32 protein-coding genes and 2 tRNA genes are annotated in these 23,524 nt (G+C 66.2%); 30 read left to right on the forward strand and 4 right to left on the reverse strand.

Translation table 11 applies throughout. The features are described 5' to 3' along the window. Positions 1-13: 13 nt before the first annotated feature. The 4 genes from HLAC_RS03570 (at position 14) to citZ (ending at position 4,984) form a co-directional block, all read left to right on the forward strand. Positions 14-820 carry an alpha/beta fold hydrolase gene (locus HLAC_RS03570; protein WP_012659952.1) on the forward strand — a complete coding sequence of 269 codons (807 nt, stop codon included), beginning with the start codon at positions 14-16 and terminating at the stop codon, positions 818-820. 98 nt (positions 821-918) lie between these two features. Next, the gene (locus tag HLAC_RS03575) at positions 919-1,635 is read left to right on the forward strand and encodes a type 1 glutamine amidotransferase (protein ID WP_012659953.1); all 717 of its coding nucleotides are present in this window, start codon (positions 919-921) and stop codon (positions 1,633-1,635) included. 109 nt (positions 1,636-1,744) lie between these two features. Beyond that, on the forward strand, positions 1,745-3,646 hold the full coding sequence (locus tag HLAC_RS03580; RefSeq protein ID WP_012659954.1) for a PINc/VapC family ATPase: 1,902 nt from the start codon (positions 1,745-1,747) through the stop codon (positions 3,644-3,646). Positions 3,647-3,835: 189 nt separating this feature from the next. Beyond that, positions 3,836-4,984: a citrate synthase gene (gene citZ, locus HLAC_RS03585; protein ID WP_012659955.1), complete on the forward strand. Its 1,149-nt coding sequence runs from the start codon at positions 3,836-3,838 to the stop codon at positions 4,982-4,984. 45 nt (positions 4,985-5,029) lie between these two features. Here the strand turns inward: citZ and HLAC_RS03590 are convergent, their stop codons facing one another. Next, on the reverse strand, positions 5,030-6,082 hold the full coding sequence (locus HLAC_RS03590) for a M42 family metallopeptidase (protein WP_012659956.1): 1,053 nt from the start codon (positions 6,080-6,082) through the stop codon (positions 5,030-5,032). Positions 6,083-6,222: 140 nt separating this feature from the next. On the opposite strand from HLAC_RS03590, the gene HLAC_RS03595 reads away from it, so the two are divergent. The 3 genes from HLAC_RS03595 (at position 6,223) to HLAC_RS03605 (ending at position 7,671) form a co-directional block, all read left to right on the forward strand. Next, a complete protein-coding gene (locus HLAC_RS03595) occupies positions 6,223-6,480 on the forward strand; it encodes an MTH865 family protein (RefSeq protein WP_012659957.1) in 258 nt (85 codons plus the stop codon). Positions 6,481-6,560: 80 nt separating this feature from the next. Beyond that, a complete protein-coding gene (locus HLAC_RS03600; protein WP_012659958.1) occupies positions 6,561-7,340 on the forward strand; it encodes a J domain-containing protein in 780 nt (259 codons plus the stop codon). Between the two features lie 127 nt (positions 7,341-7,467). Continuing rightward, positions 7,468-7,671 (forward strand): hypothetical protein, encoded by a 204-nt coding sequence (locus tag HLAC_RS03605; RefSeq protein WP_012659959.1) that lies wholly within the window; start codon positions 7,468-7,470, stop codon positions 7,669-7,671. A gap of 23 nt (positions 7,672-7,694) precedes the next feature. Here HLAC_RS03605 and HLAC_RS03610 read toward each other — a convergent pair whose 3' ends face one another. Further along, the gene (locus HLAC_RS03610) at positions 7,695-8,495 is read right to left on the reverse strand and encodes a metal-sulfur cluster assembly factor (RefSeq protein WP_012659960.1); all 801 of its coding nucleotides are present in this window, start codon (positions 8,493-8,495) and stop codon (positions 7,695-7,697) included. Further along, positions 8,495-9,556, reverse strand: a complete 1,062-nt coding sequence (locus HLAC_RS03615) for an amidohydrolase family protein (protein WP_012659961.1) — start codon at positions 9,554-9,556, stop codon at positions 8,495-8,497. The genes HLAC_RS03610 and HLAC_RS03615 overlap by 1 nt, the downstream gene beginning before the upstream one ends. A gap of 187 nt (positions 9,557-9,743) precedes the next feature. Here HLAC_RS03615 and HLAC_RS03620 point away from each other — a divergent pair, with 187 nt between their 5' ends. Together HLAC_RS03620 and HLAC_RS03625 are read left to right on the forward strand one after the other, a co-directional pair. Beyond that, entirely contained in the window at positions 9,744-10,784 is a 1,041-nt protein-coding gene (locus HLAC_RS03620; RefSeq protein WP_012659962.1) for an NAD(P)-dependent alcohol dehydrogenase, read from the forward strand. Positions 10,785-10,852: 68 nt separating this feature from the next. Beyond that, positions 10,853-12,001 (forward strand): thiamine pyrophosphate-dependent dehydrogenase E1 component subunit alpha, encoded by a 1,149-nt coding sequence (locus tag HLAC_RS03625; protein WP_012659963.1) that lies wholly within the window; start codon positions 10,853-10,855, stop codon positions 11,999-12,001. Between the two features lie 25 nt (positions 12,002-12,026). Here the strand turns inward: HLAC_RS03625 and HLAC_RS03630 are convergent, their stop codons facing one another. Beyond that, positions 12,027-13,340 carry an NAD(P)/FAD-dependent oxidoreductase gene (locus HLAC_RS03630; RefSeq protein ID WP_012659964.1) on the reverse strand — a complete coding sequence of 438 codons (1,314 nt, stop codon included), beginning with the start codon at positions 13,338-13,340 and terminating at the stop codon, positions 12,027-12,029. 119 nt (positions 13,341-13,459) lie between these two features. On the opposite strand from HLAC_RS03630, the gene HLAC_RS03635 reads away from it, so the two are divergent. From HLAC_RS03635 to HLAC_RS03720, 21 genes are all read left to right on the forward strand, one after another. Beyond that, a complete protein-coding gene (locus tag HLAC_RS03635; protein WP_012659965.1) occupies positions 13,460-14,449 on the forward strand; it encodes a class I SAM-dependent methyltransferase in 990 nt (329 codons plus the stop codon). 151 nt (positions 14,450-14,600) lie between these two features. After that, positions 14,601-14,822: a hypothetical protein gene (locus tag HLAC_RS03640; protein WP_049933210.1), complete on the forward strand. Its 222-nt coding sequence runs from the start codon at positions 14,601-14,603 to the stop codon at positions 14,820-14,822. Continuing rightward, the gene (locus HLAC_RS03645; protein ID WP_012659967.1) at positions 14,809-15,195 is read left to right on the forward strand and encodes a hypothetical protein; all 387 of its coding nucleotides are present in this window, start codon (positions 14,809-14,811) and stop codon (positions 15,193-15,195) included. The genes HLAC_RS03640 and HLAC_RS03645 overlap by 14 nt, the downstream gene beginning before the upstream one ends. 583 nt (positions 15,196-15,778) lie before the next feature. Then, a tRNA-Thr gene (locus tag HLAC_RS03650) sits at positions 15,779-15,851 on the forward strand. A gap of 125 nt (positions 15,852-15,976) precedes the next feature. Continuing rightward, complete coding sequence (locus HLAC_RS18695; RefSeq protein WP_012659968.1) at positions 15,977-16,117, forward strand: hypothetical protein; 141 nt, start codon at positions 15,977-15,979, stop codon at positions 16,115-16,117. Next, a complete protein-coding gene (locus HLAC_RS03655) occupies positions 16,110-16,310 on the forward strand; it encodes a hypothetical protein (RefSeq protein ID WP_049933212.1) in 201 nt (66 codons plus the stop codon). The genes HLAC_RS18695 and HLAC_RS03655 overlap by 8 nt, the downstream gene beginning before the upstream one ends. Continuing rightward, positions 16,303-16,815, forward strand: coding sequence for a hypothetical protein (locus HLAC_RS03660; RefSeq protein WP_012659969.1), 513 nt, complete (start codon positions 16,303-16,305; stop codon positions 16,813-16,815). Before HLAC_RS03655 ends, HLAC_RS03660 begins: the two co-directional genes overlap by 8 nt. A gap of 183 nt (positions 16,816-16,998) precedes the next feature. Beyond that, complete coding sequence (locus tag HLAC_RS03665; protein WP_241211137.1) at positions 16,999-19,119, forward strand: minichromosome maintenance protein MCM; 2,121 nt, start codon at positions 16,999-17,001, stop codon at positions 19,117-19,119. A 2-nt stretch (positions 19,120-19,121) separates the two neighbouring features. Next, positions 19,122-19,574 carry a hypothetical protein gene (locus tag HLAC_RS03670; RefSeq protein WP_012659971.1) on the forward strand — a complete coding sequence of 151 codons (453 nt, stop codon included), beginning with the start codon at positions 19,122-19,124 and terminating at the stop codon, positions 19,572-19,574. Beyond that, complete coding sequence (locus HLAC_RS03675; RefSeq protein ID WP_012659972.1) at positions 19,571-19,846, forward strand: hypothetical protein; 276 nt, start codon at positions 19,571-19,573, stop codon at positions 19,844-19,846. Before HLAC_RS03670 ends, HLAC_RS03675 begins: the two co-directional genes overlap by 4 nt. Further along, positions 19,843-20,049, forward strand: a complete 207-nt coding sequence (locus HLAC_RS03680) for a hypothetical protein (RefSeq protein ID WP_012659973.1) — start codon at positions 19,843-19,845, stop codon at positions 20,047-20,049. The genes HLAC_RS03675 and HLAC_RS03680 overlap by 4 nt, the downstream gene beginning before the upstream one ends. Then, positions 20,039-20,254, forward strand: a complete 216-nt coding sequence (locus tag HLAC_RS03685; RefSeq protein WP_012659974.1) for a hypothetical protein — start codon at positions 20,039-20,041, stop codon at positions 20,252-20,254. Before HLAC_RS03680 ends, HLAC_RS03685 begins: the two co-directional genes overlap by 11 nt. After that, entirely contained in the window at positions 20,251-20,511 is a 261-nt protein-coding gene (locus tag HLAC_RS03690) for a MarR family transcriptional regulator (protein WP_012659975.1), read from the forward strand. Before HLAC_RS03685 ends, HLAC_RS03690 begins: the two co-directional genes overlap by 4 nt. A 144-nt stretch (positions 20,512-20,655) precedes the next feature. Next, positions 20,656-21,141 carry a hypothetical protein gene (locus HLAC_RS03695; protein ID WP_012659976.1) on the forward strand — a complete coding sequence of 162 codons (486 nt, stop codon included), beginning with the start codon at positions 20,656-20,658 and terminating at the stop codon, positions 21,139-21,141. Next, on the forward strand, positions 21,138-21,317 hold the full coding sequence (locus tag HLAC_RS17680; RefSeq protein ID WP_012659977.1) for a hypothetical protein: 180 nt from the start codon (positions 21,138-21,140) through the stop codon (positions 21,315-21,317). The genes HLAC_RS03695 and HLAC_RS17680 overlap by 4 nt, the downstream gene beginning before the upstream one ends. Beyond that, positions 21,308-21,378, forward strand: a tRNA-Phe gene (locus tag HLAC_RS03700). Before HLAC_RS17680 ends, HLAC_RS03700 begins: the two co-directional genes overlap by 10 nt. Positions 21,379-21,805: 427 nt before the next feature. Further along, on the forward strand, positions 21,806-22,117 hold the full coding sequence (locus tag HLAC_RS03705) for a hypothetical protein (protein ID WP_012659978.1): 312 nt from the start codon (positions 21,806-21,808) through the stop codon (positions 22,115-22,117). Continuing rightward, entirely contained in the window at positions 22,117-22,278 is a 162-nt protein-coding gene (locus HLAC_RS19195) for a hypothetical protein (RefSeq protein WP_012659979.1), read from the forward strand. Before HLAC_RS03705 ends, HLAC_RS19195 begins: the two co-directional genes overlap by 1 nt. 68 nt (positions 22,279-22,346) lie before the next feature. After that, positions 22,347-22,736: a hypothetical protein gene (locus tag HLAC_RS03710; protein WP_012659980.1), complete on the forward strand. Its 390-nt coding sequence runs from the start codon at positions 22,347-22,349 to the stop codon at positions 22,734-22,736. After that, on the forward strand, positions 22,733-23,071 hold the full coding sequence (locus HLAC_RS03715; protein ID WP_012659981.1) for a hypothetical protein: 339 nt from the start codon (positions 22,733-22,735) through the stop codon (positions 23,069-23,071). Before HLAC_RS03710 ends, HLAC_RS03715 begins: the two co-directional genes overlap by 4 nt. Then, positions 23,068-23,463 (forward strand): hypothetical protein, encoded by a 396-nt coding sequence (locus HLAC_RS03720; RefSeq protein ID WP_012659982.1) that lies wholly within the window; start codon positions 23,068-23,070, stop codon positions 23,461-23,463. The genes HLAC_RS03715 and HLAC_RS03720 overlap by 4 nt, the downstream gene beginning before the upstream one ends. The last annotated feature ends 61 nt before the right edge of the window (positions 23,464-23,524 follow it).

The raw sequence follows: 23,524 nt of genomic DNA on the forward strand, positions 1-23,524 counted from the left end.
CCGCAAGTTCACCATGCCTCACGCGAACAACGCCGGTGTCGAGATCCGGTACGAGGTGGACGCTCCCGACGCCGGCGACCCCGACGAGGCGGTCGTGTTCTGTGGCGACGTGGGGCTCGGCGCGTGGCAGTTCGGCTGGCAACACGCCGCGCTCGCGGGCCCACACACGGTGATCACGCCCGAGACGCGGGGTGTCGGTCGATCGGACGCGCCACCGGGGCCGTACACGGTCGAAGCGCTCGCGAGCGACGTGGACGCGGTGTGTGCCGCGGAGGGGATCCGGAACGCGCACCTCGTCGGGTACGGCCTCGGTGGGATGGTCGCGCTCGCGTACGCGCTCGCCTCGTCGCGTCCGGCGAGCCTCTCGGTCATCGGGACGCCGCCCGCGGGAGACGACTACAACCCCGCCGGCGTGTGGGCCGACCCGTCGGACCCGGCGGCGGTCGAGGGCTCCCTGAACGGACTGCTCTCGGACTCGTTCCGGGAGCGCCATCCCGACGTGCTCTCGCGGATCGTCGAGTGGCGACTCGGCGAGGACGCCGACCGCGAGACGTTCGAGGCCCACTGCGCCGCGATCGAGGGGTTCGACCTCTCGGACCGCCTGTACGAGCTCACGACGCCGACCCTCGTCGTCCACGGGACCGAGGACACCGTGTGTCCGAAACCGGCCGCGGAGGGGCTCGCTGGGGGGCTCCCGCGCGGGGAGCTTCACGCGGTCGCTGGCGCGCGCCACTTCGTCGGGGTGGAGGCGTCCGCCGCGGTCAACGACACTCTCGTCGGCTGGCTCGCGGAGCACGCCGCAGACCCGTTCTCGGAGTGATCGAGATAGCCGGCCGACCCGACACCACCGCTCATCGACGCCGGTAGCGCTTCCCGCCGCCGCAACCGTTTTTGCCCCGTCGCGCCTCGGAGCGTCCAATGACACGTCTCCGGTTTGCCCTGCTGAACGCCGCCCACGACGGCGCGAACACCCGGCGGAACTTCCGACGGGAGGTCGACGCCGACCTCGTCGAATTCTCGGCCAGCGACGGCCACCTTCCCGACCACACCGAGTTCGACGGCGTCGTGGTCACCGGGTCGCGCTCGTCGGTCTATTGGGACGAAGAGTGGATCCCGTCGCTCGTCGACTACGTCGCCGAGGCCGCCGACGCCGGCCTCCCGGTGCTCGGCGTCTGTTACGGCCACCAGGTACTCGCGGAGGCGCTCGACGGGCGCGTCGCCGGGATGGACGGCTTCGAGATCGGGTACAACGAAGTACGCCACCGCAGCGACGACGAGCTGTTCGCGGGGGTCGACGAGGAGTTCACCGTCTTCACGACCCACGGCGACGCGGTCGTCGATCTCCCGCCGAATGCGAGCCTGATCGGCGAGAACGACCACGGCGTCCACGCGTTCCGCGACGGCCACTGCTGGGGCGTGCAGTTCCACCCGGAGTACGATCTCAAGACGGCACGAGAGGTCACGGAGGGGAAACGCGAGCGGCTCGGCGACGCCCGCGTCGACGCGGTGTTAGAAGCGATTACGCCCGAGGCGTACGACGACGCCTGCGAGGCGAAGCCGCTCTTCGACAACTTCACCGAGTATGCTCGACGCCTGAAGGCCGACCGGGAGTCGGTCGCGGCAGCCGGCGACTGAGTCGTCGAGTCGATAACGTCGCGATCGGTCGTGAGGTCGGCCCGACCAGTCGCGCAAGGGTACCGTCCGGGTCGAACACGCTTATACGGTTCCCGCCCGGACTCACGGTATGAACGTAGTACCGGACACCAGTGCGGTCGTCGACGGCCGCGTGTCCGAACGGGTCGAGGACGGGACCTACGCGGCGGCGCGGGTGCTGATCCCGGAGGCCGTCGTCGGCGAGCTGGAGTCGCAGGCCAATGACGGGCTCGAATCGGGCTGGGACGGATTGAGCGAGCTCAAACGGCTCGCCGACTACGCCGACGAGGGGACGATCGAACTGGAGTACGTCGGCGAGCGAGCCGACGGCGACGCCCGCTCGCGCGCCCACAAGGGCGACGTGGACGCGTTGATACGCGAGGTCGCCGACGACTACGACGCCACGCTCCTCTCCAGCGACATCGTACAGGCCGAGGTCGCCCGCGCGAAGGGGATCGACGTCGAGTACGTCGAGCCGGTCGCCCGCGGCGTCGTCGACGAGCTGCCGATTCTGGAGTTCTTCACCGACGAGACGATGTCGGTCCACCTCAAGACGGGGACGAAGCCGAAGGCGAAGCGGGGAGCGCTCGGCGAGATGCGGTACGTCGTCATCGACGAAGAGGAGACGAGCGAGGAGCAGATGGACGAGTGGGCCACCGCCATCGTCGATCTGGCCCGCCAGTCCACCGATGGGTTCATCGAACTCTCCGACGACGGGATGGACATCGTCCAGTTCCGTAACTACCGGATCGCCGTTGCGCGACCCCCGTTCGCTGACGGGATCGAGATCACGGCCGTCCGCCCCATCGCGAAAACGACGCTCGACGACTACGAGTTCGCCGACGAGCTCCGCGAGCGGTTCCTCGAACAGAAACGCGGCGTGCTCATCTCCGGATCCCCCGGCGCCGGGAAGTCGACGTTCGCGCAGGCGGTCGCGGAATTCCTGAACGACAACGACTACGCGGTCAAGACGATGGAGAAGCCGCGGGACCTGCAGGTCGGTCCGGAGATCACCCAGTACGGCGCGCTCGGCGGCCAGATGGAGAAGACGGCGGACTCCCTCCTGTTGGTTCGCCCCGACTACACCATCTACGACGAGGTGCGGAAGACGAACGACTTCGAGGTGTTCTCGGACATGCGGATGGCCGGCGTCGGGATGGTCGGCGTCGTCCACGCCTCCCGCGCCATCGACGCGCTCCAGCGGCTCGTCGGCCGGGTCGAGCTCGGGATGATCCCGCAGATCGTCGACACCGTGGTGTACATCGAGGCTGGCGAGGTCCACACCGTCTACGACGTGACCACCGAGGTGAAGGTGCCTGCGGGGCTCACCGCCGAAGACCTCGCGCGGCCGGTCATCCAGGTGTCGAACTTCGAGACGGGTCGGCCGGAGTACGAGATATACACGTTCAACCGGCAGGTCGTCACGGTTCCGCTGAACGACGAGGACGGTGAGGGCGAGGCGGAGACCGGCGTCGGCCGGATCGCGAAACAGGAGATCGAACGCGAGATTCGGTCGGTCGCACACGGCCACGTTGACGTCGAGCTCAAGGGGAACAACAAGGCGATCGTGTACGTCTCTGAGGGGGACATCGGCACCGTCATCGGTAAGGGCGGCGGCCGCATCAGCGACATCGAGAACCGCCTTGGGATCGAGATCGACGTCCGCACTCACGACCAGAAGCCCGGCGGCCGCGAGGGCGGTTCGGGCGGCGACGGGCGCGGCGCGAACGGACAGGGAGACGGTCAGGGCGGGCAGGTCGGAGAGGAGCGCGGCACCGTTGTGACCCCCGAGATCACCTCTCGACACGTCGTCATCGCCGTCGACGCCGGCGTCGGGGAGACGGTCGAGGTGCGCGCGGACGGCGAGTACCTCTTCACCGCCACCGTCGGGCGCGGCGGCGAGGTGCAGGTCTCCCGCGGCTCCGCAATCGCCGAAGAGTTGGAGGACGCAATCGACCGGAAGCGGACCGTAACGGTCGTTCCGGCTCGCTGATAGCTGGGCCGACTCGCTGATTGTCGCGTTTCCGTGCCCGTCTCGGGCGCAACTGCCGCGGTTCGCCGCTACAGTTTTGGAAAACCGAACGACGCAACGCCGTCGTTCGACGCGAAGCGGTTCGTCGATCGTCGTGCGTATTCCTCCTGAAAGATAACGCTTTTTTGGTGGTGGTCGGAACTTTCCTCCATGTCAGACGAGTTAAAACGCGGGCTCGAAGGCGTCCTCGTCGCGGAGTCGGATCTGAGCTACGTCGACGGCGAGGTCGGCAAGCTCGTGTACCGTGGGTACGACATCGAGGACCTCGCTCGCGGTGCGAGCTACGAGGAGGTGCTGTACCTCCTGTGGCGCGGCTCGCTGCCGACGCGTGAGGAGCTCGATGCCTTCACCGCGGATCTCGCCGCCGAGCGCGCCGTCGACGACGACGCGCTCGACGCCGTCCGGACGCTCGCCGACGCCGGCGAACGCCCGATGGCGGCGTTGCGGACCGCAGTCTCTATGCTGTCGGCGTACGAGCCGGAGTCGGATGCCGACCCCGAGGATCTCGACGCGACGCTCCGGCAGGGCCGCCGGATCACGGCGAAGATCCCGACGCTTCTCGCCGCCTTCGAGCGCGCGCGGCAGGGCGAGGACCCGGTCGCGCCCGACCCCGACCTCTCACACGCCGCGAACTTCCTCTACATGCTCACCGGGACCGAGCCCGACGACGTGAGCGCCGAGACGTTCGACATGGCGCTGACGCTCCACGCCGATCACGGACTCAACGCCTCGACATTCACCGCGATCGTGATCGGCTCGACGATGGCCGACGTGTACTCCGGTGTCACCGGCGGGATCGGCGCACTCTCCGGCCCCCTCCACGGCGGCGCGAACCAAGACGTGATGGAGGTGCTTCAGGAGGTCGACGCCTCCGATAAGGACCCCGTACAGTGGGTAAAAGACGCCCGCGAAGAGGGTCGGCGCATCCCCGGCTTCGGCCACCGCGTCTACAAGGTCAAAGACCCTCGTGCGAAGATCCTCGAAGAGAAGCTACGTGACCTCTCGGAGTCGTCCGGCGACACGAAGTGGCTCGACTACACCACCGCAATCGAGGAGTACCTCACCGAACAGGGATTGCTTGATAAGGGAATCGCTCCGAACGTCGACTTCTACTCCGGATCCGTCTACGACTCGCTGGGGATCCCGGTCGACATGTACACCCCTATCTTCGCGATGAGCCGCGCCGGCGGCTGGATCGCTCACATGGTCGAGTACCAGGAGGACAACCGCCTCATCCGCCCGCGGGCGCGGTACACCGGTCCCAAAGCGTCCGAGTTCGTTCCCGTCGACGAGCGGTGAGGCGTCGACGGCGGTCCAGAACCGCAGTCTGACACCTGTTCTCTTCTACAGCGTGTAGTCGTGTTCTCCGGACTCGGACTCCAAAAAGGCCGTCAGCAGGTCGATCGTCGCGGCCACGTCGTCGCCGTCGGCGGTTTCGGTGACGGTGTGGAGGTACCGCGTCGGGATCGAGATGGCGCCGACAGGCTTTGCACCGGCAGTATTCTGAAACCCGGCGGTGTCGGTGCCGCCCGCGGGCAACACCTCGTGTTGGTGATCGATCGCCTCCGCTTCGGCGACCGCAGTGAGCCGCTTGTGGACCTTCGGGCTGGTGATCACCGACGAGTCTTTCAGTTTGATCGCGGTCCCCTCGCCGAGCTCCGTCACGGCGTCGGCCGGTTCGCCGATCTGGGGTACGTCGTTCGCGACGGTCACGTCCAAGGCGATCGCGAGGTCGGGGTCGATGTCGACGCCGAGTGCGGTCGCGCCGCGGATCCCGACCTCCTCTTGAACCGTCGCCGCGAAGTGGATCGTCACGTCGGGATCCTCGATTCGCTTTGCGGCCTCAAGCGTCGCGAACAGGCAGATCCGGTCGTCGAGCGCCTTCCCCGTGATCCGATCGCCCATGCGGGTCGTCGTCTGATCGAGGGTGACCAGATCGCCGACGCCGACGAGTTCTTCGACCGCCTCGGCGTCGCGCCCGACGTCGATGAACACGTCCGAGACCTCGTCATCCTTCTCCTTCTGCTCGTCCGTGAGCGTGTGCGGCGGGACGGAGCCGATGACGCCGGTGAGATCCTCCTCGCCGTGGACGGTGACGCGCTGTGCGCGCAGCACCCGGGCGTCGAACCCACCGAGCGGATCCACCTGGACGAACCCCTCGTCGGTGACGTGTCGGACCATGAAGCCGATTTCATCCATGTGGGCCGCGACGGCGACCGAGTAATCAGAGTCACCCTCGAGCGTGGCGACGACGTTTCCCATCGCGTCGGTGCGAACGCGGTCGGCGCGATCGGCGAACTCGCGGCGGACGATCTCGCGGACTTCGTCTTCGTATCCCGGGACGCCTCGGGCCTCAGTCAACTCACGGAGCAGATCGTAATCAAACTCGAACGACATACTCACCCTCACGACCCCACCGACAAAGTTCCGCAGGATCCGGAACGCGCGCCCGGTTTCCGTGTTTCTCATCTGAGAACCCTCAACGAGTTTAGCGTTGTTCCGCAACGCTTTTGCGCTCGCTCCCGGGAAGTGGGTATATGACAGACGTGAAAGCGGAACTCCGCGAACAGTTCTTAGAGGCCTTCGGCGGCGCCGACTTCCCCGTCGAGAACCAGATGGATCTGGTCCCCGCACTTCCGGACGGACCGGCCACGAAGTTCGAGGCCGGCGACGTGAGCCTCACGGCGATGGAACTGGCCGCGAAGCTCGGAAACGAACAGGAATTCCCCTACGACACCCCCGAGGCGCTCGTCGACGACATTATCGACGGGCTCGAAGCGAAGGGAATGATCTGACGCTTCGGCGCGACACCTCTTTTTGAACCGCCTGCTGAACCCGCCGAGGGGTTGATACGCGCGGAGCCGTAACTGCGGGCGTGGTCGTCGAGCTCATCCGTCTTCTGCCGCCGTGGGTCGTGTTGGGCCTCGCGCTCGGCATCGTCGCCTCCGGGCTCGTCGCGCTCGCCTTCTACCTCGGGAACCGCTATGTGGGTCCAGTCCCGAACGACGGCGCCGGAAGCGCCGGTCCCGCGGGTACCGCCAGCGGCGCCGGTTCGGGTGCTGCCGGCGACGAGCGACGACGCCGGGAGATCCGCGAGTACCTGCGGGCGATCGGCGAGCAGTTCAGCGAGGACCACGCGCTCGACGGCGTGACGGTCCCCTTCTACCTCTCCGAGCGCGGGGTCGCCATCACGTTCGACGCGCACGACTACTTCAGACTGGAGGGAGAGGGCATCTACACCGTTCTCTGTGAACACGAGATGCCCGGCCGCGGGCTCGGCCGGCGGCTCCCCTTCGACGTGATCGAACCCGAGTGGGCGACGGGCGGCCGGGCCGGGAGGACCAGAAGGACCCACCGTCGCGTTGGCGGAGCCGGCCGCACCGCCGACAGGATCGGACGAGCCGCCGGCGTGGGTGGACGCGATCCCGTGGCGGCCGCCTTCGCCGAGCTCGATGTGGCGACCGACGCCGACGCCACCGAGGTGAAACGCGCCTACCGCGATCGCGTCAAGGAGACCCATCCCGATCAGGGCGGTGACGAGGCGGCGTTCCGACGCGTTCGTGAGGCGTACGCGACCGCGCGCAACCACGTCGGCGAGGGAGACGGTGACGTCCCGCGAGACGACGGCGGCGCTCGTACGAGAGGAGCCAACTGAGGCGATCCGTCCGGCTCGCGAACGGGCTTCGGTCGGTGAGCGGGGAGCCTCTATCGGTGACCGAAGCGGATCGCCGTCGGACTCGACCGTCGCGAACGCTTTTGCTGTTCCGTGTTTACTGTGACCTATGAACACAGAGGCCGCCTGTCTCGGCTGCGGCGAACCGTTCGACTGGAGCGACGGGGAGTGTCCCGACTGTGGATGGAGCCGAGACCAGTGGGCGGCACGCGGCCGCCACGGGCTGGAGAAAGAAGGTCACGGCGAACCAAACGAGGAAGGGACTTCGGGAGGTACCGGCGGCGGAATGAGCGGTCTCGGACCGATCCGATGACAGATATCGGTCCGGCGAGCGGGCTACGCCCCGGGGCCTTCCGGACCGTGTCGGGCCCGATGGAGCGCGTCGCACACCGCCCCCTGCCCGCCCATATTGACGGTGGCGAGCCGCGAGCGCTTCTGGACGAGGTCGAGCCGGTCGGCCTCGATCTGCTCGCCTTCCGGCGTGAGAAACAGCGCGTCTTCCGGTTCCGTCACGTGGCGGCTCTCGGCCGCGCGGTCTAGGTAGTCGTCGATCGGGTCGGCGTCGACGACGACGGAGAGCCCGTCAAGCGAGACGTACGCCTCCTCGCCGGCGATGTCGACGTCCGATCGTTTGAGGGCGACGACCTGCTCGGGGTCGAGACCGGCGTCGAGCAGCGCGTCGATCGCCTCGCGCTGCGTCGAGACGCGAGCCTTGTCGGCGATGGCCGCCCGTACCTCCGCCACTCCGCCGTCGGCGTCCGGGAACGTCTCGCCGAAGGTGTCGCGGGCGTTCACGCCCGTCGTAACTTCCGTCTCGTGCATGTGGTCGCACAGCTCGATCCGGGCCTCGCGGACCCAGTCGAGCGCCTCGACCTCGTCGCGAGCGTCGGTCGCCATCATCCACGCGAATGCCGGCGAACACCACGCCGTCGGGAGCGTGAACCGGACCTCGACGCGGCCGCCGTCGATCTCGATCGCGTCGATATAGTCGAGTTCGACGATAGAGCGGGCGAGCTCCGGGTCCTCGACGCGGTCCAGTCGGTCCCTGACCGCCGGCGTCCCGCGCGGATCGCCTCCGCTGTCCCCCACTGGGTCACCTCCGGGATCGCTCGTCGGGTCTGCACTGCTCCCCGACATCAGTCCGCCCTGGCCCCCGCATCGCCGCCGTAGTGGGACTCGAGGTCGAACCGTTCCGTGATGTCGTCGTCGCGGAACTGCCGCTTTTTCTCCTCGATATCGATGTCGTACAGCTCCGCGGCGTTCTCGCCCATGATCTTCTTCATCGTATCGACGTCGAGCTCGACGCCGTACTCGTCTTTCTGCTCGTCGGTGAGTTCCGCGTTTATCACCTGTTCGACGAGCCAGTCGGGGTTCCACAGCGCGTAGTCGGAGCCGAACAGGACCCGGTCTTCGCCGAGCCAGAAGAGGAGCTCACCCATGATCTCGCCGAATTTCCGCTCGCGGTGAGTCGACATCGCGGAGGCGACCGCGAGCCCGCCGTACACGTTCGGCTCTTGGGCGGCGATCCAACAGAAGTCGTCGAGCCGCGGGAGCCCGACGTGGTTGACGATGAAGTTGAGCTCCGGGAACGACGAGGCGGCGTCGTCGATGTCCTTCACGTCGAACGCGTCGCGGTTGAGCGGGCGGATCGTCGGTCCCTTGTGGGCGTTGATGTTCTCGATGCCGAGCTCCGAACACTTCTCGAGGAACTTGAAGGCGTCGTCGCTGTCGAGCCGCCACCCCTTCGAGTCGTCGCGCCACTCAGCGGTGTACAGCTTCACGCCGGGGATGTCGTACTCCTCTTTGAGGTGTTCGAGGTAGCGCAGCCCCTCTTCGCCGTCACGCGGGTCGAAGCTCCCGTTGAGCACGAACCGCTCGGGGTACTCCTCCGCGAGTTCGGCGTTCTGTTCGGTCGTGTTGAACCCCTCGTCGTAGAAGTCGGAGAGGTACGTCGGCTGGAAGATTGCCATGTCGGCGGCCGCGTTCCCGAACAGGTCCTCGGTCATGCGGTCGGCGCCGTAGTGGCGGTACTCGTCGATGTCCCACTGTTCCTCCTCCGGGGTGAACCCGGTATGGTAATCGTAGAAACACTGGAGGAACTGCTCGCCCCCCTCGTGAATGATGTTCTCCTGCCGCGCGTCCCACAGGTGGACGTGGCCGTCGATGACGAAGATCTCCTCGCCGTCCTTCTCGTACATACGAGTACGTATGATACACGGCAACACATAACTATGAGGATTGATCATGTGAATTGCGCATCAGTTTGTCGTTCACTCGTCGGGTCGTCGGTCGGCTCCTCCGGCGTCGGGTTTGCGGGTGGCCGCACCTCGATGAGACTGCATCGTAACGAACGTTTATGATGAAGGGTGCGGGAGAGTATGTCACATGCAAGCAGCTAGACTCCACGAGTACACCGACGACATGAGCGAGGGGCTCGCGATCGACGAGGTCGACCGTCCGCACGCCACGGGCCCGAGCGACGTGATCGTCGAGGTCGAGGGCGCGGGCTGGTGCCAGACGGACAACCACATCATCGAGGGGATGTGGGAGGAGTACGTCCCCCAAACTCTTCCCATGACTCTTGGCCACGAGAACGCCGGGACGGTCGTCGAGACGGGAGACGACGTAGATATCGTCTCTGAGGGCGACCCCGTGATCTGTCACCCGGTCCAGACCTGCGGCACCTGTCGCCCCTGCCGGCTCGGCGAGACGATGTACTGCGAGAACAGCGCGTTCAACGGACTCACCACGGACGGCGGCTTCGCCGAGTACCTCCACACCAGCGAGCGCTCGGTGATCCCGCTACCGTCCGGCGTCGATCCGATCGACATTGCGCCCCATGCCGACGCTGGGATCACGGCGTATCACGCCGTAAAGAAGGCGGTCGCGGATCTGAATCCCGGCGACCACGCGGTCGTCATCGGCGTCGGCGGGCTCGGCCACATCGGCCTGCAGTGCCTAGATGCCATGAGCGCGGCTCGGATCACCGCGGTCGACCTGAAGGAGTCGGCGCTCGACCTCGCGGAGGGGTACGGTGCCGACCACCTTATCAACCCGAGCGACGATGATGTCCGCGAGGAGCTTGCCGGAATCACCGACGGGACGGGCGCCGCACAGGTGCTTGACTTCGTCGGGGCGGACATCACTACCGCATACGCGCCGGACATCACCGCGGCCGGCGGCGACCACCACATCATCGGCTACGGTGGACACGTCCACGAGCCGGCCCAGGCGCTGGTGAACGGCGAATTCTCCTTCGTCGGCAACATCGTCGGGCGGTACGCGGAGCTGCAGGAGCTGGTCGCGCTCGTCGAACAGGGCGAGGTGGATCTCCACACCAGCCGGTACGATCTCGGTGAGGTGAACACGGTCGCGGAGAAGCTCGAACACGGCGAAATCGACGGTCGCGCCGTGATCACGCCCTGAGCGTCGACGGCGACGGACCCTCGGCCGCGACCGCTAACTCCTTGTGACCGTGAAGCACATCGGTGGGTATGGGCGAGAACGATGTCGACGATACCGGCTCCGCGACCGATCCCCTCGCCGACGAGGACTGCTACCGCGTGCTGGGACCTGACGGGATCCCCCTGCCGGACGCGACCGTGCCGGATCTGTCGGACGAACGATTTCGTGCGATCTACCGCGACCTGGTGACCACGCGCCGGTTCGACGAGCGCGCGGTCAGCCTCCAGCGACAGGGGCGGATCGGGACGTACGCCCCTTGTGCGGGGCAAGAAGGGTCGGCGGTCGGGTCGACGCACGCGCTCGCCGATCGGGACCTAATCAGCTACCAGTACCGCGAGCACGGCGCGATCGTCGTTCGCGATCTCCTCTCGGAGTACCTCCCCTACTGGCTGGGCCACGAGTCCGGGACCGAGGCGATCGCCGACGGCAACGTCTTCCCGCTGAACATCGGGATCGCGGCGCACCTCCCGCACGCGGTCGGCGCCGCGTGGGCGTTCGACTATCGGGAGGAGGATCGAGTGGTCGCTGCGCACTTCGGCGGCGGCGCGACCAGCGAGGGCGATTTCCACGAGGCGATGAACTTCGCCGGCGTGTTCGACACACCGACCCTCTTCTGCTGTCACAACAACGGCTGGGCGATCTCGATCCCCGAGTCGCGCCAGACCGCTAGCGACACCTTCGCCGAGAAGGCGGGTGCCTACGGCTTCGAGGGCATTCGCGTCGACGGGATGGACCCGCTCGCGAGCTACGCGGTCACGAAGGAGGCGGCCGACCGGGCGCGAAGAAACGAGGACGATTCTCCCGTCGATGCGCCCCGTCCGGCCCTCATCGAATTTCTTGAGTACCGGTTCGGCGCGCACACGACCGCCGACGATCCGACCGCCTACCGCGACCCCGACGCCGTCGATCCGTGGCGCGCGCTCGATCCGCTCGACCGGATGGAGGCGTTCCTCCGGGAAACGGGGCGGATCGACGACGACGGGGTCGCGGCGATCCACGAGGAAGCCGACGAGATCGTCGCCGACGCGATCGACTTCGCCGAGTCAGTCGAGCCCGATCCGGCCGACATGTTCGACCACGCGTACGCCGACCTCCCGCCGGAACTCCGTCGCCAGCGCGACGAGCTGCTCGCGGCCGTCGACGAGCACGGTGAGGGGGCGTTCCAGCGAGAAGAGTAGATCGCCCGACGATCGTTCCGATCGTTTATAAGTACTCACCAGCCGCCTCGGCCGCGCTCCGCCCGCTCTCTACGGCACCCTGGATCGACGACCACTCGGTGTAGTCACCGGCGAGGACGACCGGGCCCTCGGGATCGTCTGGGTCCGGGAGAGCGGCGTGGACGCCCGGCGGCTGGGCGAACTGCGCGAAGCGGATCCGGTGAACGTCGACGGTTTCCAAGCCGTCGAAGTCGCGATCGGGGTACCACGCTTCCAGCGCGTCACGAACGTCGTCACGGAGACCAGCGGCAGGACGGTCCAGCGACGACTCGCCGAGGAACGTTGCCGCGATCAGGGCGCGGTCGTCGGGGGCGTACTCGGGCGCGACCTCCGACATCGGGACCACGGCGTTGGGCGAGTCGTCGGCCGCGTTGAGCAGTATGCGCTTCCCGGTCTCGAACGACTCGCCCGCGGGGAGTGTGTACCAGCCGGTGACGTTTGGGACACCCTCGGTGGGTATCGACTCGACGCCTGTGAGCCGACGGGCCTCGGGCGGCGTGGCCGCGACGACGACCGCATCGGTCTCGCGGGTCGAGCCGTCCGCCAGCTCGACCGTGGCGCCTGTGGCGTCGCCGCTCCCGGTCCGGAACGGGATACGCCCCTGACCTGCGGTCCGGACGGATTCCACGTCCTCGCCCGTCTCGATTGTCACGCCGGCGTCACGGGCGCGGGCCGCGAGCGCCTCGGGGATCGCTCGCATCCCCGCTGCGGGAACGGCGATCGTGCCGCGGCTCATCGCCCGGAACGTGTACTCGAAGACGTGCTTCGAGGTCGAGAGCGTTCGATCGAGGGTGATCCCGCCGTAGAAGGGTTCGACGAAGTTGGTCACGTAGTCGTCGGCGAATCCCCAGTCGTGGAGGTACTCGCGGATCGACGCGTCGCGGCCGGTAAAGAACGCGCCCTCGTCTCGCTTCGCGAGATCGTGCCGGAGCGCGAGCGTCCGGAGCTTATCGGAGAGGGAGACCTCGTCGTTCAGAAGCGAGGCGATTGCGGCGCGGGGATCGCGGAGCGGGTCCGAGAGCACCGACCGCGATCCCGGCCGACAGATCGTCGCGCCGGGCGCGAATTGGCGGATGTCGAGAGCGTCGATATCGAGTTCCGCCACGACTGCCGGATAGCTCGTGAAAAACACCTGAAAGCCCCGATCGAGGGTGAAGCCGTTGACTGTCTCGGTCCGCACGCGGCCGCCGACCTCGGGCCGTCGCTCGTACAGCGTCACGTCCGCACCCGCCTCAGCGAGTCGGGTCGCCGCGACGAGCCCCGCGAGCCCGCCGCCGACGACGGTGGCGTCTCCGTGCATACGAAAGATATCGGGTCGTGGGTTTATAAGCGGCCGCAGGATTTGCCCGGTGTGGATGCACGGGGACGCCGAACCAGGAAAGCGTCAGCGTTTATGGCTCGCCCCGCATTCTCGCGACAATGAGCGTCCCCTGCGTCGCGGTCGAGCGCGAGCGCGGCGAGGCCGTCCGCGAACGGCTCGCCGACGCCGACATCCTTGACGGCGACCACGAGATCGCGGTCGACGGCGACACGATCTACATCCCCGTCGCGGACCCCGAGGCGGTCCCCGCCGACCTCGCGACGGCGATCGTCGAGCGCGACGCCGCCGAGCGGGACCGCCCGCAGACACCAGCCGCGATCCTCGGCTACGAACCCTCGCTGGAGCGGCTCGGCGACATCGTCATCGTCGACGAGGACGACGACGAGCGCGCCCGCGAGATCGCCGACGCGGTGATGGCCTCCGACGTACCCTGCGAGACGGTGCTCAACCGGGCGTCCCCGATCGAAGGCGAACTTCGCGTCCGGCGCTGGGACGTGCTGGCGGGGAACGGCACTGAGACGGTTCACCGCGAGTACGGCCACGAGTTCCTGTTGGACGTGGCCGAGGTGTACTTCTCCCCGCGGCTCGCCACCGAGCGCCACCGCGTGATCGAACAGGTCGACCCCGATGAGGCCGTCATCGACATGTTCGCCGGCGTCGGTCCCTACGCCGTCCCGATGGCCGCCCGCGGCGCCGAGGTGGTCGCGTGCGACCTCAACGAGCGCGCCGTCGAGTACCTCCGCGAGAACGCCGAGCGCAACGGCGTCGCCGACCGCGTGACCGCAATCGCCGGCGACGTGCGGGGAATCGCAGACGCCTACGCCGACACCGCGGATCGGCTCGTTATGAATCTCCCGCACTCCGCCGACGAGTTCCTCGAAACCGCCGTCCGGCTGGCGGGCGACGACTGCGCCATTCACTACTACGACATCCAACACGAGGACGACCCGTTCGGTCCCGGGCGGCGCGCCATCGAGGCCGCCGCGGGCGACGAGTACGACGCGGTCGTCGAGACCGAGCGTGTCGTCAAATCCTACGCCCCGCACGAGTACAACGTCTGTCTGGATGTGCGGCTGATCCGTCGATGACTTCGGTCTACTCGCACCCTACGCCCGCCACTGGTCGCCGGTAGGGTCGGGGTGGCGTAGAGTTGGAGTGACGTCGAGTCGGGCCACACCCCTACGAAATTCGTTTATATTAGGTAACACTTTTATCATGCTCCGGACCCTTCTACCAGCCATGAGTGACGCAGAAGCTCCCGAGGAGCGTATCGATGACACGACCACGTGGCCAGACCTCGCCATCGGTCTCTACGACCGATTGACCGGGCGGAACGCGGAGATCATCTACGAGTTCGAGGACATGACCGTCGACGTTCCGAGCGGGACTGGTGACGACGCCGAGCACGCCCACTGGCGGCTCGACGGGACCATGCGGATCACCACCCGTGAACAGGACTGAGGAGAAAGTCCCACTCTCGATCGGAACCGACAACCTGACGCTGACGGTCGACGGCATCGAACTCGACGTTCACTCGACGGGAGAACGGCTGTTCATCGAGGTCGACAGCGTTCGCGACGCGATTCGTGCTGTACGGACGGTGCCCGACGGGGACGTGAGGGGTTCGGCCGCGTTCTTGACCGCAACCGATCTCACAATTGAGGTCCGTGTACGCGGGCGCACAGTCGTCGTGATCGGTGCCGACGCACGCCCGGGAGTGCTGTCCCACCGGCTTGGCGTCGCGCCCGCCGAGTTCCGGGTCATCGGGGCAGTCGACGCCGTCGCAAGTGGGCTCGCAACGATGAAAGGTGCCGGGAGGCGGCTATTTCGGTGATCGGCGGTGACGCGGTCGGTAATTACGGTCTTCTCGTTCGGAGAAGAGATAACCGAACAGCGTGATTGCCGCCCCACCCGGGAAACGGTACGGGTCGGGGCGGCTACGGCCCGTTACATGACAAGAGTTCACGGCCGCGAGACAGTCGGGCCAGAGGCGATTTCGCGCTTGGCACGTCGGAGACGTAGATCACACGCCAGCCGTGTCTGATCGCTGAGAGGGGTGACTGCCGCGCCGAGTCGCGGTGGGGGTCGCGCTCGGCGAGACGAGCGACGCCCGGTACGGGCTTCGACCGGGCAGACACCGTCGGGGGAGTCGATCCCCGCCATCGCGGCACACGATCGGTGTTGTCACGGGTCAATCGAAGACCAAATACGTATATATGCTTTTTCCTTATATTCTTGTATCTATCTGCTATTTACTATACTGATACGAATGTTATAGCGGATATTCCGAAACAAATTCCAACATACTCCCGTTCACGATCACCGATACGGAACCGGCCGGCGTCGCGCGGTCTTGCGGGGCGTGGCGCCGCGGTTTCGGAACCCTTATTTTTCCGTTCGGGAATGATAAGACACGCGCCGGGGTAGCTCAGCTGGCAGAGCGATTCCTTCGTAAGGAATAGGTCGAGGGTTCAAATCCCTCCTCCGGCTTCAACCAATTCGTTTACAATCCCACGGCTAAACCGGGATTGTGATACTTCTCGCGGTTACGTCGACCCAAAGATAGAGCAGCATACGCTTTATCAGACGCCGTCTCAGCCGGGGGTGTCGGCCTGATGTCCGTCACCATGGCGCCGGTGTGCGGAGCGCTCGGTTGTTCTGACGACGCCGACGTCGTCGTCGACCACCCCAATCACGGTGAGCGTGTTGTCTGTGCCGACCACGCCGACGGTCAGGAGGTGGTCGGCGATGTCTGAGGACGATGTCACTGCGAGAGAGGCACTTGCCGTCGCTCAGCGCGCTCTCGCGAAGGCTGTCGACCTGGAGCGAGACATCTCCGAACTTGAAGACGAGACTGCTGCGTTACGGTCAGAGCTCAACGAAGTCGACCAGCGGCTCTCAGAACAAGAGGCTGCTGCTGCAGAAGACGGAGGAGAGGCCGATGTCTGAAGACGACGTCTCCGCGCGTGACGCCCTCGCGATCGCACAGCGGTCGCTCGCACGCCTCCAGGAGATCGAGAACGAACTGCACGGTGAACTCGAGGAGACGAACGAGACTGTCGACCAGCTCCAAGACGACCTGACTGCGCTCGAGCTTCGTGTCTCCGAGCTCGACGAGAATCGCGATCCAGCCGACCTCTCTGCAGACGAGAAAGTCGGTATGGTTCGCGAGCATGGCTTCCGGAAAGCCACAGAGGGCCACGGCCGCGCGAAGCTCGACTACGACGACATCAAGTGGGAGATCTTCGGCGGCGACATCGGCGACTCGACGTGCTACCGCCTCATCCGGAAAGCGGCCGGGCTTTCAGACGAGAAGACCGGGAGTACCATCGACGGCTTCACCGCTCGTAACCCGGCGGGAGACAACTACCACCTCGCGATCGACGCGCAGGAAGCAAAACGAAGCCGGGTGTTTTCCGCCGGAAAAATCGGTGTGACCGAGGAGGTGCGCTGAACATGGCTCAGTTCGATCGCGGTATCCCACCTCCGTTGTACTCCCCGTAGATCACAGCAACAGCAGTAGTGTACGCAAACATCCGTTAGCCGGAAGGCCGTCGTTTTGGCCGACGTTTGGCCGACGTCGGCGGTCTCGGAGAACGCCTCGATGGCGTTTTTTCCGGCGGAAAACACGACCTCGATGTCAACCACCCACGACCGACGAAAGGAGAACGAGACGCTAACCGAGACGCTGGTCCGCTTCCTTCGGGAGCGGTACCGTGACGCGATCGGCACGCTCGCGCAGCACTACCCGAACGAACAGCGGTCACTCGTCGTCGACTACGACGAGCTGTACGAGTTCGACCGCGAGATCGCCGAGGATATCCTCGCGAAGCCGGACGAGATGCAGGAGTACCTGGAAGAGGCGCTGCGGAACTTCGACCTCCCGGCGGACGTGTCTCTCGATCGGGCTCACGTGCGCGTGGCGAACCTGCCGGACGAGTACACGCACTACCCCGGTCACTTCAGTCCGACCAAGGTCCACAACGACCAGCCGTACATCGGCGTCGAGGGCGAGATCGTCGCGGGGAGCGACGTCCACCCGAAGGTCACCGAGACCGCGTTCGAGTGCAAGCGCTGCGGGACGATGACGTACATCCCGCAGACGGATCGCGGCTACCAGGAGCCCCACGAGTGTCAGGGCTGTGAGCGGCAGGGGCCGTTCCGCGTCAACTTCGACCAGTCCGAGTTCATCGACGCCCAGAAGATCCGCCTCTCGGAGCCGCCGGAGGTCGCCGGTGGCGAGGGCCAGTCGATCGACATCTTCGTCGAGGATGACCTCGCCGGCGAGGTGACCACGGGCGACCGCGTCACCATCACCGGGCGGCTTCACCTCGAACAGCGGACGAAGGGCAACGAGAAGAAGTCGACGTTCGAGCCGTACCTGAACGGCCACGCCATCGAGGTTCAGGAGTCGGACCAGACGACGGTCGAGGTCTCGCACGACGAGCGGAAGGAGATCGATGGGATCGTCGACGGTGAGCTGGGCGAGCCGCTCGTCGTCGCTGCCGAGTCGATCGCGCCGGGCGTGTTCGGCGAACAGTACGACCACATGAAGCGGGCGATCGTCCTGGCCGTGGTCGGCGGCGATTGGGTCGAGGGGAAGGACGGCAGCGTCGAGCGCGGCTCCATCAGCATGCTCCTCGTGGGCGACCCGTCGACGGGGAAGTCCGCGCTGATCAACCAGGCCGAGTCCAACGCCCCGCGGTCCGTCGGTGTCTCGGGGAAGGGCGCTCGCGAAGCCGGCATCACTGCCTCGGCCGTTCGCGACGACTTCTCCGACGGCGAGTGGACGCTCAAAGCGGGCGCGTTCGTGAAGGCGAACGGCGGGATCGTCCGGATCGATGAGCTCGACGACATGCCGCCGGACGTGCGGGCGGCGATGCTGGAGCCGATGGCCAACGGGAAGATCAACGTCTCGAAGGCCGGGATCAACGCGACGCTGCAGACGCGCGTCGGCGTCATCGCTGCGGCGAACCCGAAGTACGGCCGGTTCGACCCCTACGAGCCCGTCGTCGAGCAGGTCGAGCTCGGGTCGACGCTCATCTCGCGATTCGACCTCGGGTTCACCGTCACCGAGACCGACGAGGTCAACACCGTCAAACAAGTCGCTCGGGACATCGTCGGCCGTCGCGAACACAAGAAGCGCCTCGACGTCGCCCCGGAGACGATCGAGCCCGGTGAGACCGACAAGTACGATCCGCCGGTCCGGAGTGAGCTCCTCCGAAAGTGGCTGGCGCTCGCCGGCGACCAGCCGTCGCCCGTCATCGCGAGCGAAGAGCTCGAACAGCGGATCGCCGACGAGTTCTCCGACTTCAAGACGAAGCACATGGGAGAGGACGCGCCCGTCCCCGCGACGTGGCGCGACCTGGAGGCGCAGCTGCGGCTCGCCGAGGCGGCTGCGAAGCTGGAGTTCTCGGAGACGATCGAAGAGCGGCACTTCAAAACGGCACTCTCGCTGACGATGCGCTCGATGCGGGACTTCGGGATGAACGAGGACGGTGAGTTCGACGCCGACGTCCGCGAGTCCGGCACGTCGAAGACGCAGCGTGACCGCATCACAGTGCTCGAGGACATCGTTGAACAGCAGTGCTCTGAGGGGAACAGCAACGGTGCCGCTGTCGAAGACGTTCTTGACGAGGCCGAGGCCGAGGGCGTCGACCGGAAGCGCGCGGAGAAGGCGCTCCGGAAGATCAAGGAAGAGATCGGGTCGCTGTACGAGCCGATGGATGGCACGCTCAAGTGGCTCGGGAGGGCGTAATCATGCCTGCCACGAGCCAACACAACGAGCAGGCGGGGGCGCTCCCGAACCCGTCGCCGGAGAACACTACCGAACACGGCGAGAACCCGGCGCGATTCCTCGTCGAGGAGCTCACCGTCGACGACGGTGACGGCACGACGGGCGAGCTGATGCTTGCACGCATCCGCGGGCTGGAGACGATCGCGCTGTGTCGGTTCTGGCTCGGCGTCGAGCGCTACCTCGCTGCGCATGCGGATCGCGACCCACGCGATCGCGTCGTCGACGCCCTCGAGGAACGCGAGGAAACCCTCCGGAAGCGAGGTGAGGGGATAGCTCAGGCCGGGCTCTCTGCAGCGGAGCGTCGCGAGCGTGCCACCGAGCTCGACAGCGAGTCCGTAGCGGTGCTCGTCGACGAGGACGGTGAAGAGGTCTCGTGGAGTCGACAGCGCGGAGCGGTCATGGGGGCAAGCCGATGAGCGACACGCTCCACGTCGACGACGCGGGGCTGTGGCTGCCGGAGGAGTACGGAAACCACGATCAGGGTGTCGTGATCCGCACGCCGAGGGCGACGATCGACCACAAGCCGGGCGGCGCGATCGGGCCGCAGCACGGGATGATCCGCCCGAGAGACTTCGGCGACGAGGAGGAGTTTCACGAGTCGCGGAACCCGGAGTTAGCACCTGACAGGGTCAAGCTGAAGCGATACGGAGAGGATCCCGAGACGTTCCGCGTCGAGGTGGACCGATGAACGACGCCGACCGCGCCAGCGACGATCAACGCGACGGAGTAATTGCGCAGGTCGACTCGAAGGGAGTCTGTGAAAACTGCGGTCATCATGCCTATGTCGTCTCCCACGGCCACGAATCCCTCGACGGTGGTTCGGTCAGCAGGGGCGACGATGAAGTCCGCTGCGAGCTAACGTCTTACGGAGGTGAGGTCCGTGCCGAGTGACTCCGACGACGGAGAGATTGATCGCGAGTACGTCGACGTCCGCGAGTTGATGGGGTATCGGCGCGTCCCGTGCAAGGTCGAGGGCTGCGACGACTTTATTCGCGCGTCGCCACGGTTCGATCCGGACGAGTGGTACTGCCGGACTCACCTACCGGAGCGTCTCGACAAGAGCCACCTTTCCGAAAGTCCCGAGGTCAGGATATGAGCGAGACCGCCGACGTCGCCGATCTCCCTCGACCGACGCGTGAACACCTCGCCGAGCTCCCACCGACGGCCACAGTCGTGTACCTCCACCTCCGCAACGAGGGGAATCCCCGAACACTCAGACAGATCGCCTACGAGACGGTTCGCCCGCAGCGTTCGATCCGTCGCGCACTTCGCCAACTTCACGAGGAGGGGATGGTCTCGTGCTCGCCGCGACACACGGATCCGCCACAGTCGGAATGGCAGGTCAACGAGTGAGCGACAAAATGGCGCTCGGGGGTCGACTTAAGCCTAGGGGCAAGCAACAGATGGTCGACGACGGCACCGCCACATGGTCCCGAGCCTGAGAGGGCGATGACAGGGTCAGTCCGACAGCACTGCGCTTCTCCTGCCTGTTCCCGCATGTCTACCACTACCCAACAGTCACTCGATGAGTTCGCGCCTCGTCGCGACGTCGTTCCAGCCCGCGTGTTCGAGCGCTATCTCTGGACGAACCCCGAGGTGTGCAGCGAGTGCTTCGCCCGGATCCGTACCGAACACGAGTTCACACGCGATCAGTGGGGGAACACCGTCACCGAGCTCGACCGGGCAGACTCGGGCGTTCAGGGGTACGACAACGTCAACGGCGGTGGCGTGTACCTCCCGCGGACGTTCTGCGAGGAGTGTGGTGGCCGGGGTCGCGCCGATCCGGACACGGACTCGAAGGTCCAAGCGACGCGCCGAGCCAGTCGGATCGCCGACCGCCTCGAGGAGCAGGACATCCCCGTCGACTCCCGAGCACTCCGCCGGGCCGTTCGGAAGCTGAAGGCGAAGCCCGAACTGGAGGCACTCGACCGGGAGATCTACGAGCGCGCCACCAAACTCGCTGTCCGGAGGGCACAGCGATGAGCCTCTCGCAGTACGGGCGCGTCGAGTTCCCGTTCGGCGACCGGCGCCTCGTCGGCGATGCAGTCGACTTCGAGCCCGCCGGCGACGTCTCCGGGCCCGACGGCCTCCTGGTCGTCGACGTCGACGGGCTCACGTACCGCGTCGAGGAGTCGAAGGTCGAGCGGTTGGATCGATAGCGCAACGGGAGCGCACCGCCCTGAAGAGGCGGAGGTCCCGGTTCGAGTCCGGGTCGATCCATGTCCCGTGGGGCGTGCCTTCTCCGGAAGGCCAGGTCACCCTGCGGGGATGTTGAGCCGAATGAGCGGCCGGCAGCCATAACCGGCGTTCGGTACCTCAACGTGTTGTCTACGTCGCGTATCATGCTTCTTCGGACCGTCTCGACACGACGTTCCAAACCCAACCAAGACCGGCCGCCTTGCGACGCCTGTGGCCAGGTGACGGACGCCCCTATTGGGAGTGGCGAAACCAAAGCCCTCTACGGAGCTCCCCCGTCCCGGGTTCGATCCCCGGCGTCGCCGTTCGAGTCGTATCGCACGCTAATCCCTCCGTTTCCTCTCCAGATGCCCAGCCCGACCCATCGTTCGACGACCGGCCAGTGCCCGGAGTGTGGCGCCAGCCACGCCTCGGCGAGACCGTGTGACTGCCAGCCCTACGCTGATGTCACATGATGTCCGTCCAACGCCCTCGGCCGTGGTACTGCCGGGACGACCTCGTCGACGAGTACAAGAGCACGCTCAGAGAGGATGGTGAGTCACTGCCGATGCTGAGGGCGCTGAAGATCCTCCGCGCGATCATCGTCAACCTCGGCGTGATCGCCATCGGCCTCTACGCGATCTCCCGCGGCGGGGATCCAACGTTCCTGGGTGGCTTCGGACTCACAATCCTCGGCGCCTACAACGGCGTCGAGCTGCTCGACTACGCCGCGCTTCTCCAAGCGTACAGCGAGGTCCAGACAGACGCTGACGGCGAGGACTGATGGCGACGTGCGAGGAGTGTGGCGACCCGGTCGAGGCGAAGAACGCGTCTGGCCACTTCCGCGACAAGTGCATGGACTGCATCCAGGACGTCGCCGACGAGGTCCCGAGCCACCGCGAGACGTGCGACGACCCTGACTGCCTGATCTGTTCGACACCCTGATGATCGCCTCAGTGCGCGGGCCGTGTCGCGCTGGGGAGCATCGAACCGCAACCTCAGAACCTCAACTGATGCCTTACACAGAGATCGTCATGATCGGACCGAACGACAAGTACCGCGAGGTCATCTGCGCCGAGCTCCCGGACGACGAGCCTGCCCCGGAAACCGAAGCGGAGTACCAGGATCGCGAACACTCCGAGGCTGCCGAGAACTACCAGGAGCTCATCGCCGAGGCGCCGACGCCCGACGATATCGACATGGACCTCGAAGAGATGGAGACGCTGTCGTGGGACATACTCTCCGTCGCGAGTGATCCTGACCTCGCCGCAAAGGTTGCGACGTACTTCGACGGCGTCGACGCTGACGAGCCGACCGAGCTCATCCGAGCGAAGCTCCGGCTCCTCGACGTCGACATCTACGTCGACGCACAGGTTGCTGCTCGCGAGGAGCTGCGCGGATGACGACCTCGACGACCCCACGGCGGTTCGAACTCGTCCGTGAGGAGGATGTCTCCGAGACCTCCGGGACTGGTGTCGTTGCCGTCGGCGTCGAGTACCCTGATGGCGCCGTTCACATGCAGTGGTGCAACGCGGAGAACGACGGCCTCGAGACAGACTCGAACGGCTGTGCGTTCAAGCCTGCTCCCGACGGACTCGCGGCGACCGAAGAGATCCACGGCCACGGTGGTCGAACTTCCGTGCGGTTCCTCGATGAGGTCGACGATCGCGAACGACCAGATATCGAGGCCCAAGTTGCGTTCCATGGTGACTTCGACGAGGATTCCAGCTCTCTATGACCGACGTCCTCGTCGAACCGGACGACACCGCAGCCCGACTTCGCGAGTACGTTCGGGAAAACCCGGGCGTCCGCAAGGACGAGTACGACTACGACGACGTCGATCCCGTTGAAGGCGCGTGCTACCTCCTCGCGGAGGCGTACTTCCACGCCACTGGCGATCGCGAGACCTACGACGTCTACCGCCTCGACTGGAGCGACGTCGACCCAGCCTACGAGGGCGCGCACTGGTTCCTCCGTAAGGACGACTCCGTCATCGACCTCTCACTCCCGACGCCCGACGACGGCGCCGATGTTCCGTGGGACCAAGCCCGACACCGAGCCTTCATCACCGGGTACACACCCTCAAACCGAACCGAGCGGGCGCTCGAGACGCTGGACCTCGCGTTCTGAAACAACAACGCCGATGCGGAATAACACGCGAGCGCACCTCACTGGGCCGATATCGACCTGT

The sequence above is a fragment of the Halorubrum lacusprofundi ATCC 49239 genome (genome assembly GCF_000022205.1).
Taxonomy (GTDB): domain Archaea; phylum Halobacteriota; class Halobacteria; order Halobacteriales; family Haloferacaceae; genus Halorubrum; species Halorubrum lacusprofundi.

Bases quoted from the DNA above. Each gene is read 5' to 3' on its own strand.
- HLAC_RS03570 (WP_012659952.1), top strand. From the start codon at position 14: ATGCCTCACGCGAACAACGCCGGTGTCGAGATCCGGTACGAGGTGGAC.
- HLAC_RS03575 (WP_012659953.1), top strand. From the start codon at position 919: ATGACACGTCTCCGGTTTGCCCTGCTGAACGCCGCCCACGACGGCGCG.
- HLAC_RS03580 (WP_012659954.1), top strand. From the start codon at position 1,745: ATGAACGTAGTACCGGACACCAGTGCGGTCGTCGACGGCCGCGTGTCC.
- citZ (WP_012659955.1), top strand. From the start codon at position 3,836: ATGTCAGACGAGTTAAAACGCGGGCTCGAAGGCGTCCTCGTCGCGGAG.
- HLAC_RS03590 (WP_012659956.1), bottom strand. From the start codon at position 6,082: ATGTCGTTCGAGTTTGATTACGATCTGCTCCGTGAGTTGACTGAGGCC.
- HLAC_RS03595 (WP_012659957.1), top strand. From the start codon at position 6,223: ATGACAGACGTGAAAGCGGAACTCCGCGAACAGTTCTTAGAGGCCTTC.
- HLAC_RS03605 (WP_012659959.1), top strand. From the start codon at position 7,468: ATGAACACAGAGGCCGCCTGTCTCGGCTGCGGCGAACCGTTCGACTGG.
- HLAC_RS03610 (WP_012659960.1), bottom strand. From the start codon at position 8,495: ATGTCGGGGAGCAGTGCAGACCCGACGAGCGATCCCGGAGGTGACCCA.
- HLAC_RS03615 (WP_012659961.1), bottom strand. From the start codon at position 9,556: ATGTACGAGAAGGACGGCGAGGAGATCTTCGTCATCGACGGCCACGTC.
- HLAC_RS03620 (WP_012659962.1), top strand. From the start codon at position 9,744: ATGCAAGCAGCTAGACTCCACGAGTACACCGACGACATGAGCGAGGGG.
- HLAC_RS03625 (WP_012659963.1), top strand. From the start codon at position 10,853: ATGGGCGAGAACGATGTCGACGATACCGGCTCCGCGACCGATCCCCTC.
- HLAC_RS03630 (WP_012659964.1), bottom strand. From the start codon at position 13,340: ATGCACGGAGACGCCACCGTCGTCGGCGGCGGGCTCGCGGGGCTCGTC.
- HLAC_RS03635 (WP_012659965.1), top strand. From the start codon at position 13,460: ATGAGCGTCCCCTGCGTCGCGGTCGAGCGCGAGCGCGGCGAGGCCGTC.
- HLAC_RS03640 (WP_049933210.1), top strand. From the start codon at position 14,601: ATGAGTGACGCAGAAGCTCCCGAGGAGCGTATCGATGACACGACCACG.
- HLAC_RS18695 (WP_012659968.1), top strand. From the start codon at position 15,977: ATGTCCGTCACCATGGCGCCGGTGTGCGGAGCGCTCGGTTGTTCTGAC.
- HLAC_RS03655 (WP_049933212.1), top strand. From the start codon at position 16,110: ATGTCTGAGGACGATGTCACTGCGAGAGAGGCACTTGCCGTCGCTCAG.
- HLAC_RS03660 (WP_012659969.1), top strand. From the start codon at position 16,303: ATGTCTGAAGACGACGTCTCCGCGCGTGACGCCCTCGCGATCGCACAG.
- HLAC_RS03665 (WP_241211137.1), top strand. From the start codon at position 16,999: ATGTCAACCACCCACGACCGACGAAAGGAGAACGAGACGCTAACCGAG.
- HLAC_RS03670 (WP_012659971.1), top strand. From the start codon at position 19,122: ATGCCTGCCACGAGCCAACACAACGAGCAGGCGGGGGCGCTCCCGAAC.
- HLAC_RS03675 (WP_012659972.1), top strand. From the start codon at position 19,571: ATGAGCGACACGCTCCACGTCGACGACGCGGGGCTGTGGCTGCCGGAG.
- HLAC_RS03680 (WP_012659973.1), top strand. From the start codon at position 19,843: ATGAACGACGCCGACCGCGCCAGCGACGATCAACGCGACGGAGTAATT.
- HLAC_RS03690 (WP_012659975.1), top strand. From the start codon at position 20,251: ATGAGCGAGACCGCCGACGTCGCCGATCTCCCTCGACCGACGCGTGAA.
- HLAC_RS03695 (WP_012659976.1), top strand. From the start codon at position 20,656: ATGTCTACCACTACCCAACAGTCACTCGATGAGTTCGCGCCTCGTCGC.
- HLAC_RS17680 (WP_012659977.1), top strand. From the start codon at position 21,138: ATGAGCCTCTCGCAGTACGGGCGCGTCGAGTTCCCGTTCGGCGACCGG.
- HLAC_RS03705 (WP_012659978.1), top strand. From the start codon at position 21,806: ATGATGTCCGTCCAACGCCCTCGGCCGTGGTACTGCCGGGACGACCTC.
- HLAC_RS19195 (WP_012659979.1), top strand. From the start codon at position 22,117: ATGGCGACGTGCGAGGAGTGTGGCGACCCGGTCGAGGCGAAGAACGCG.
- HLAC_RS03710 (WP_012659980.1), top strand. From the start codon at position 22,347: ATGCCTTACACAGAGATCGTCATGATCGGACCGAACGACAAGTACCGC.
- HLAC_RS03715 (WP_012659981.1), top strand. From the start codon at position 22,733: ATGACGACCTCGACGACCCCACGGCGGTTCGAACTCGTCCGTGAGGAG.
- HLAC_RS03720 (WP_012659982.1), top strand. From the start codon at position 23,068: ATGACCGACGTCCTCGTCGAACCGGACGACACCGCAGCCCGACTTCGC.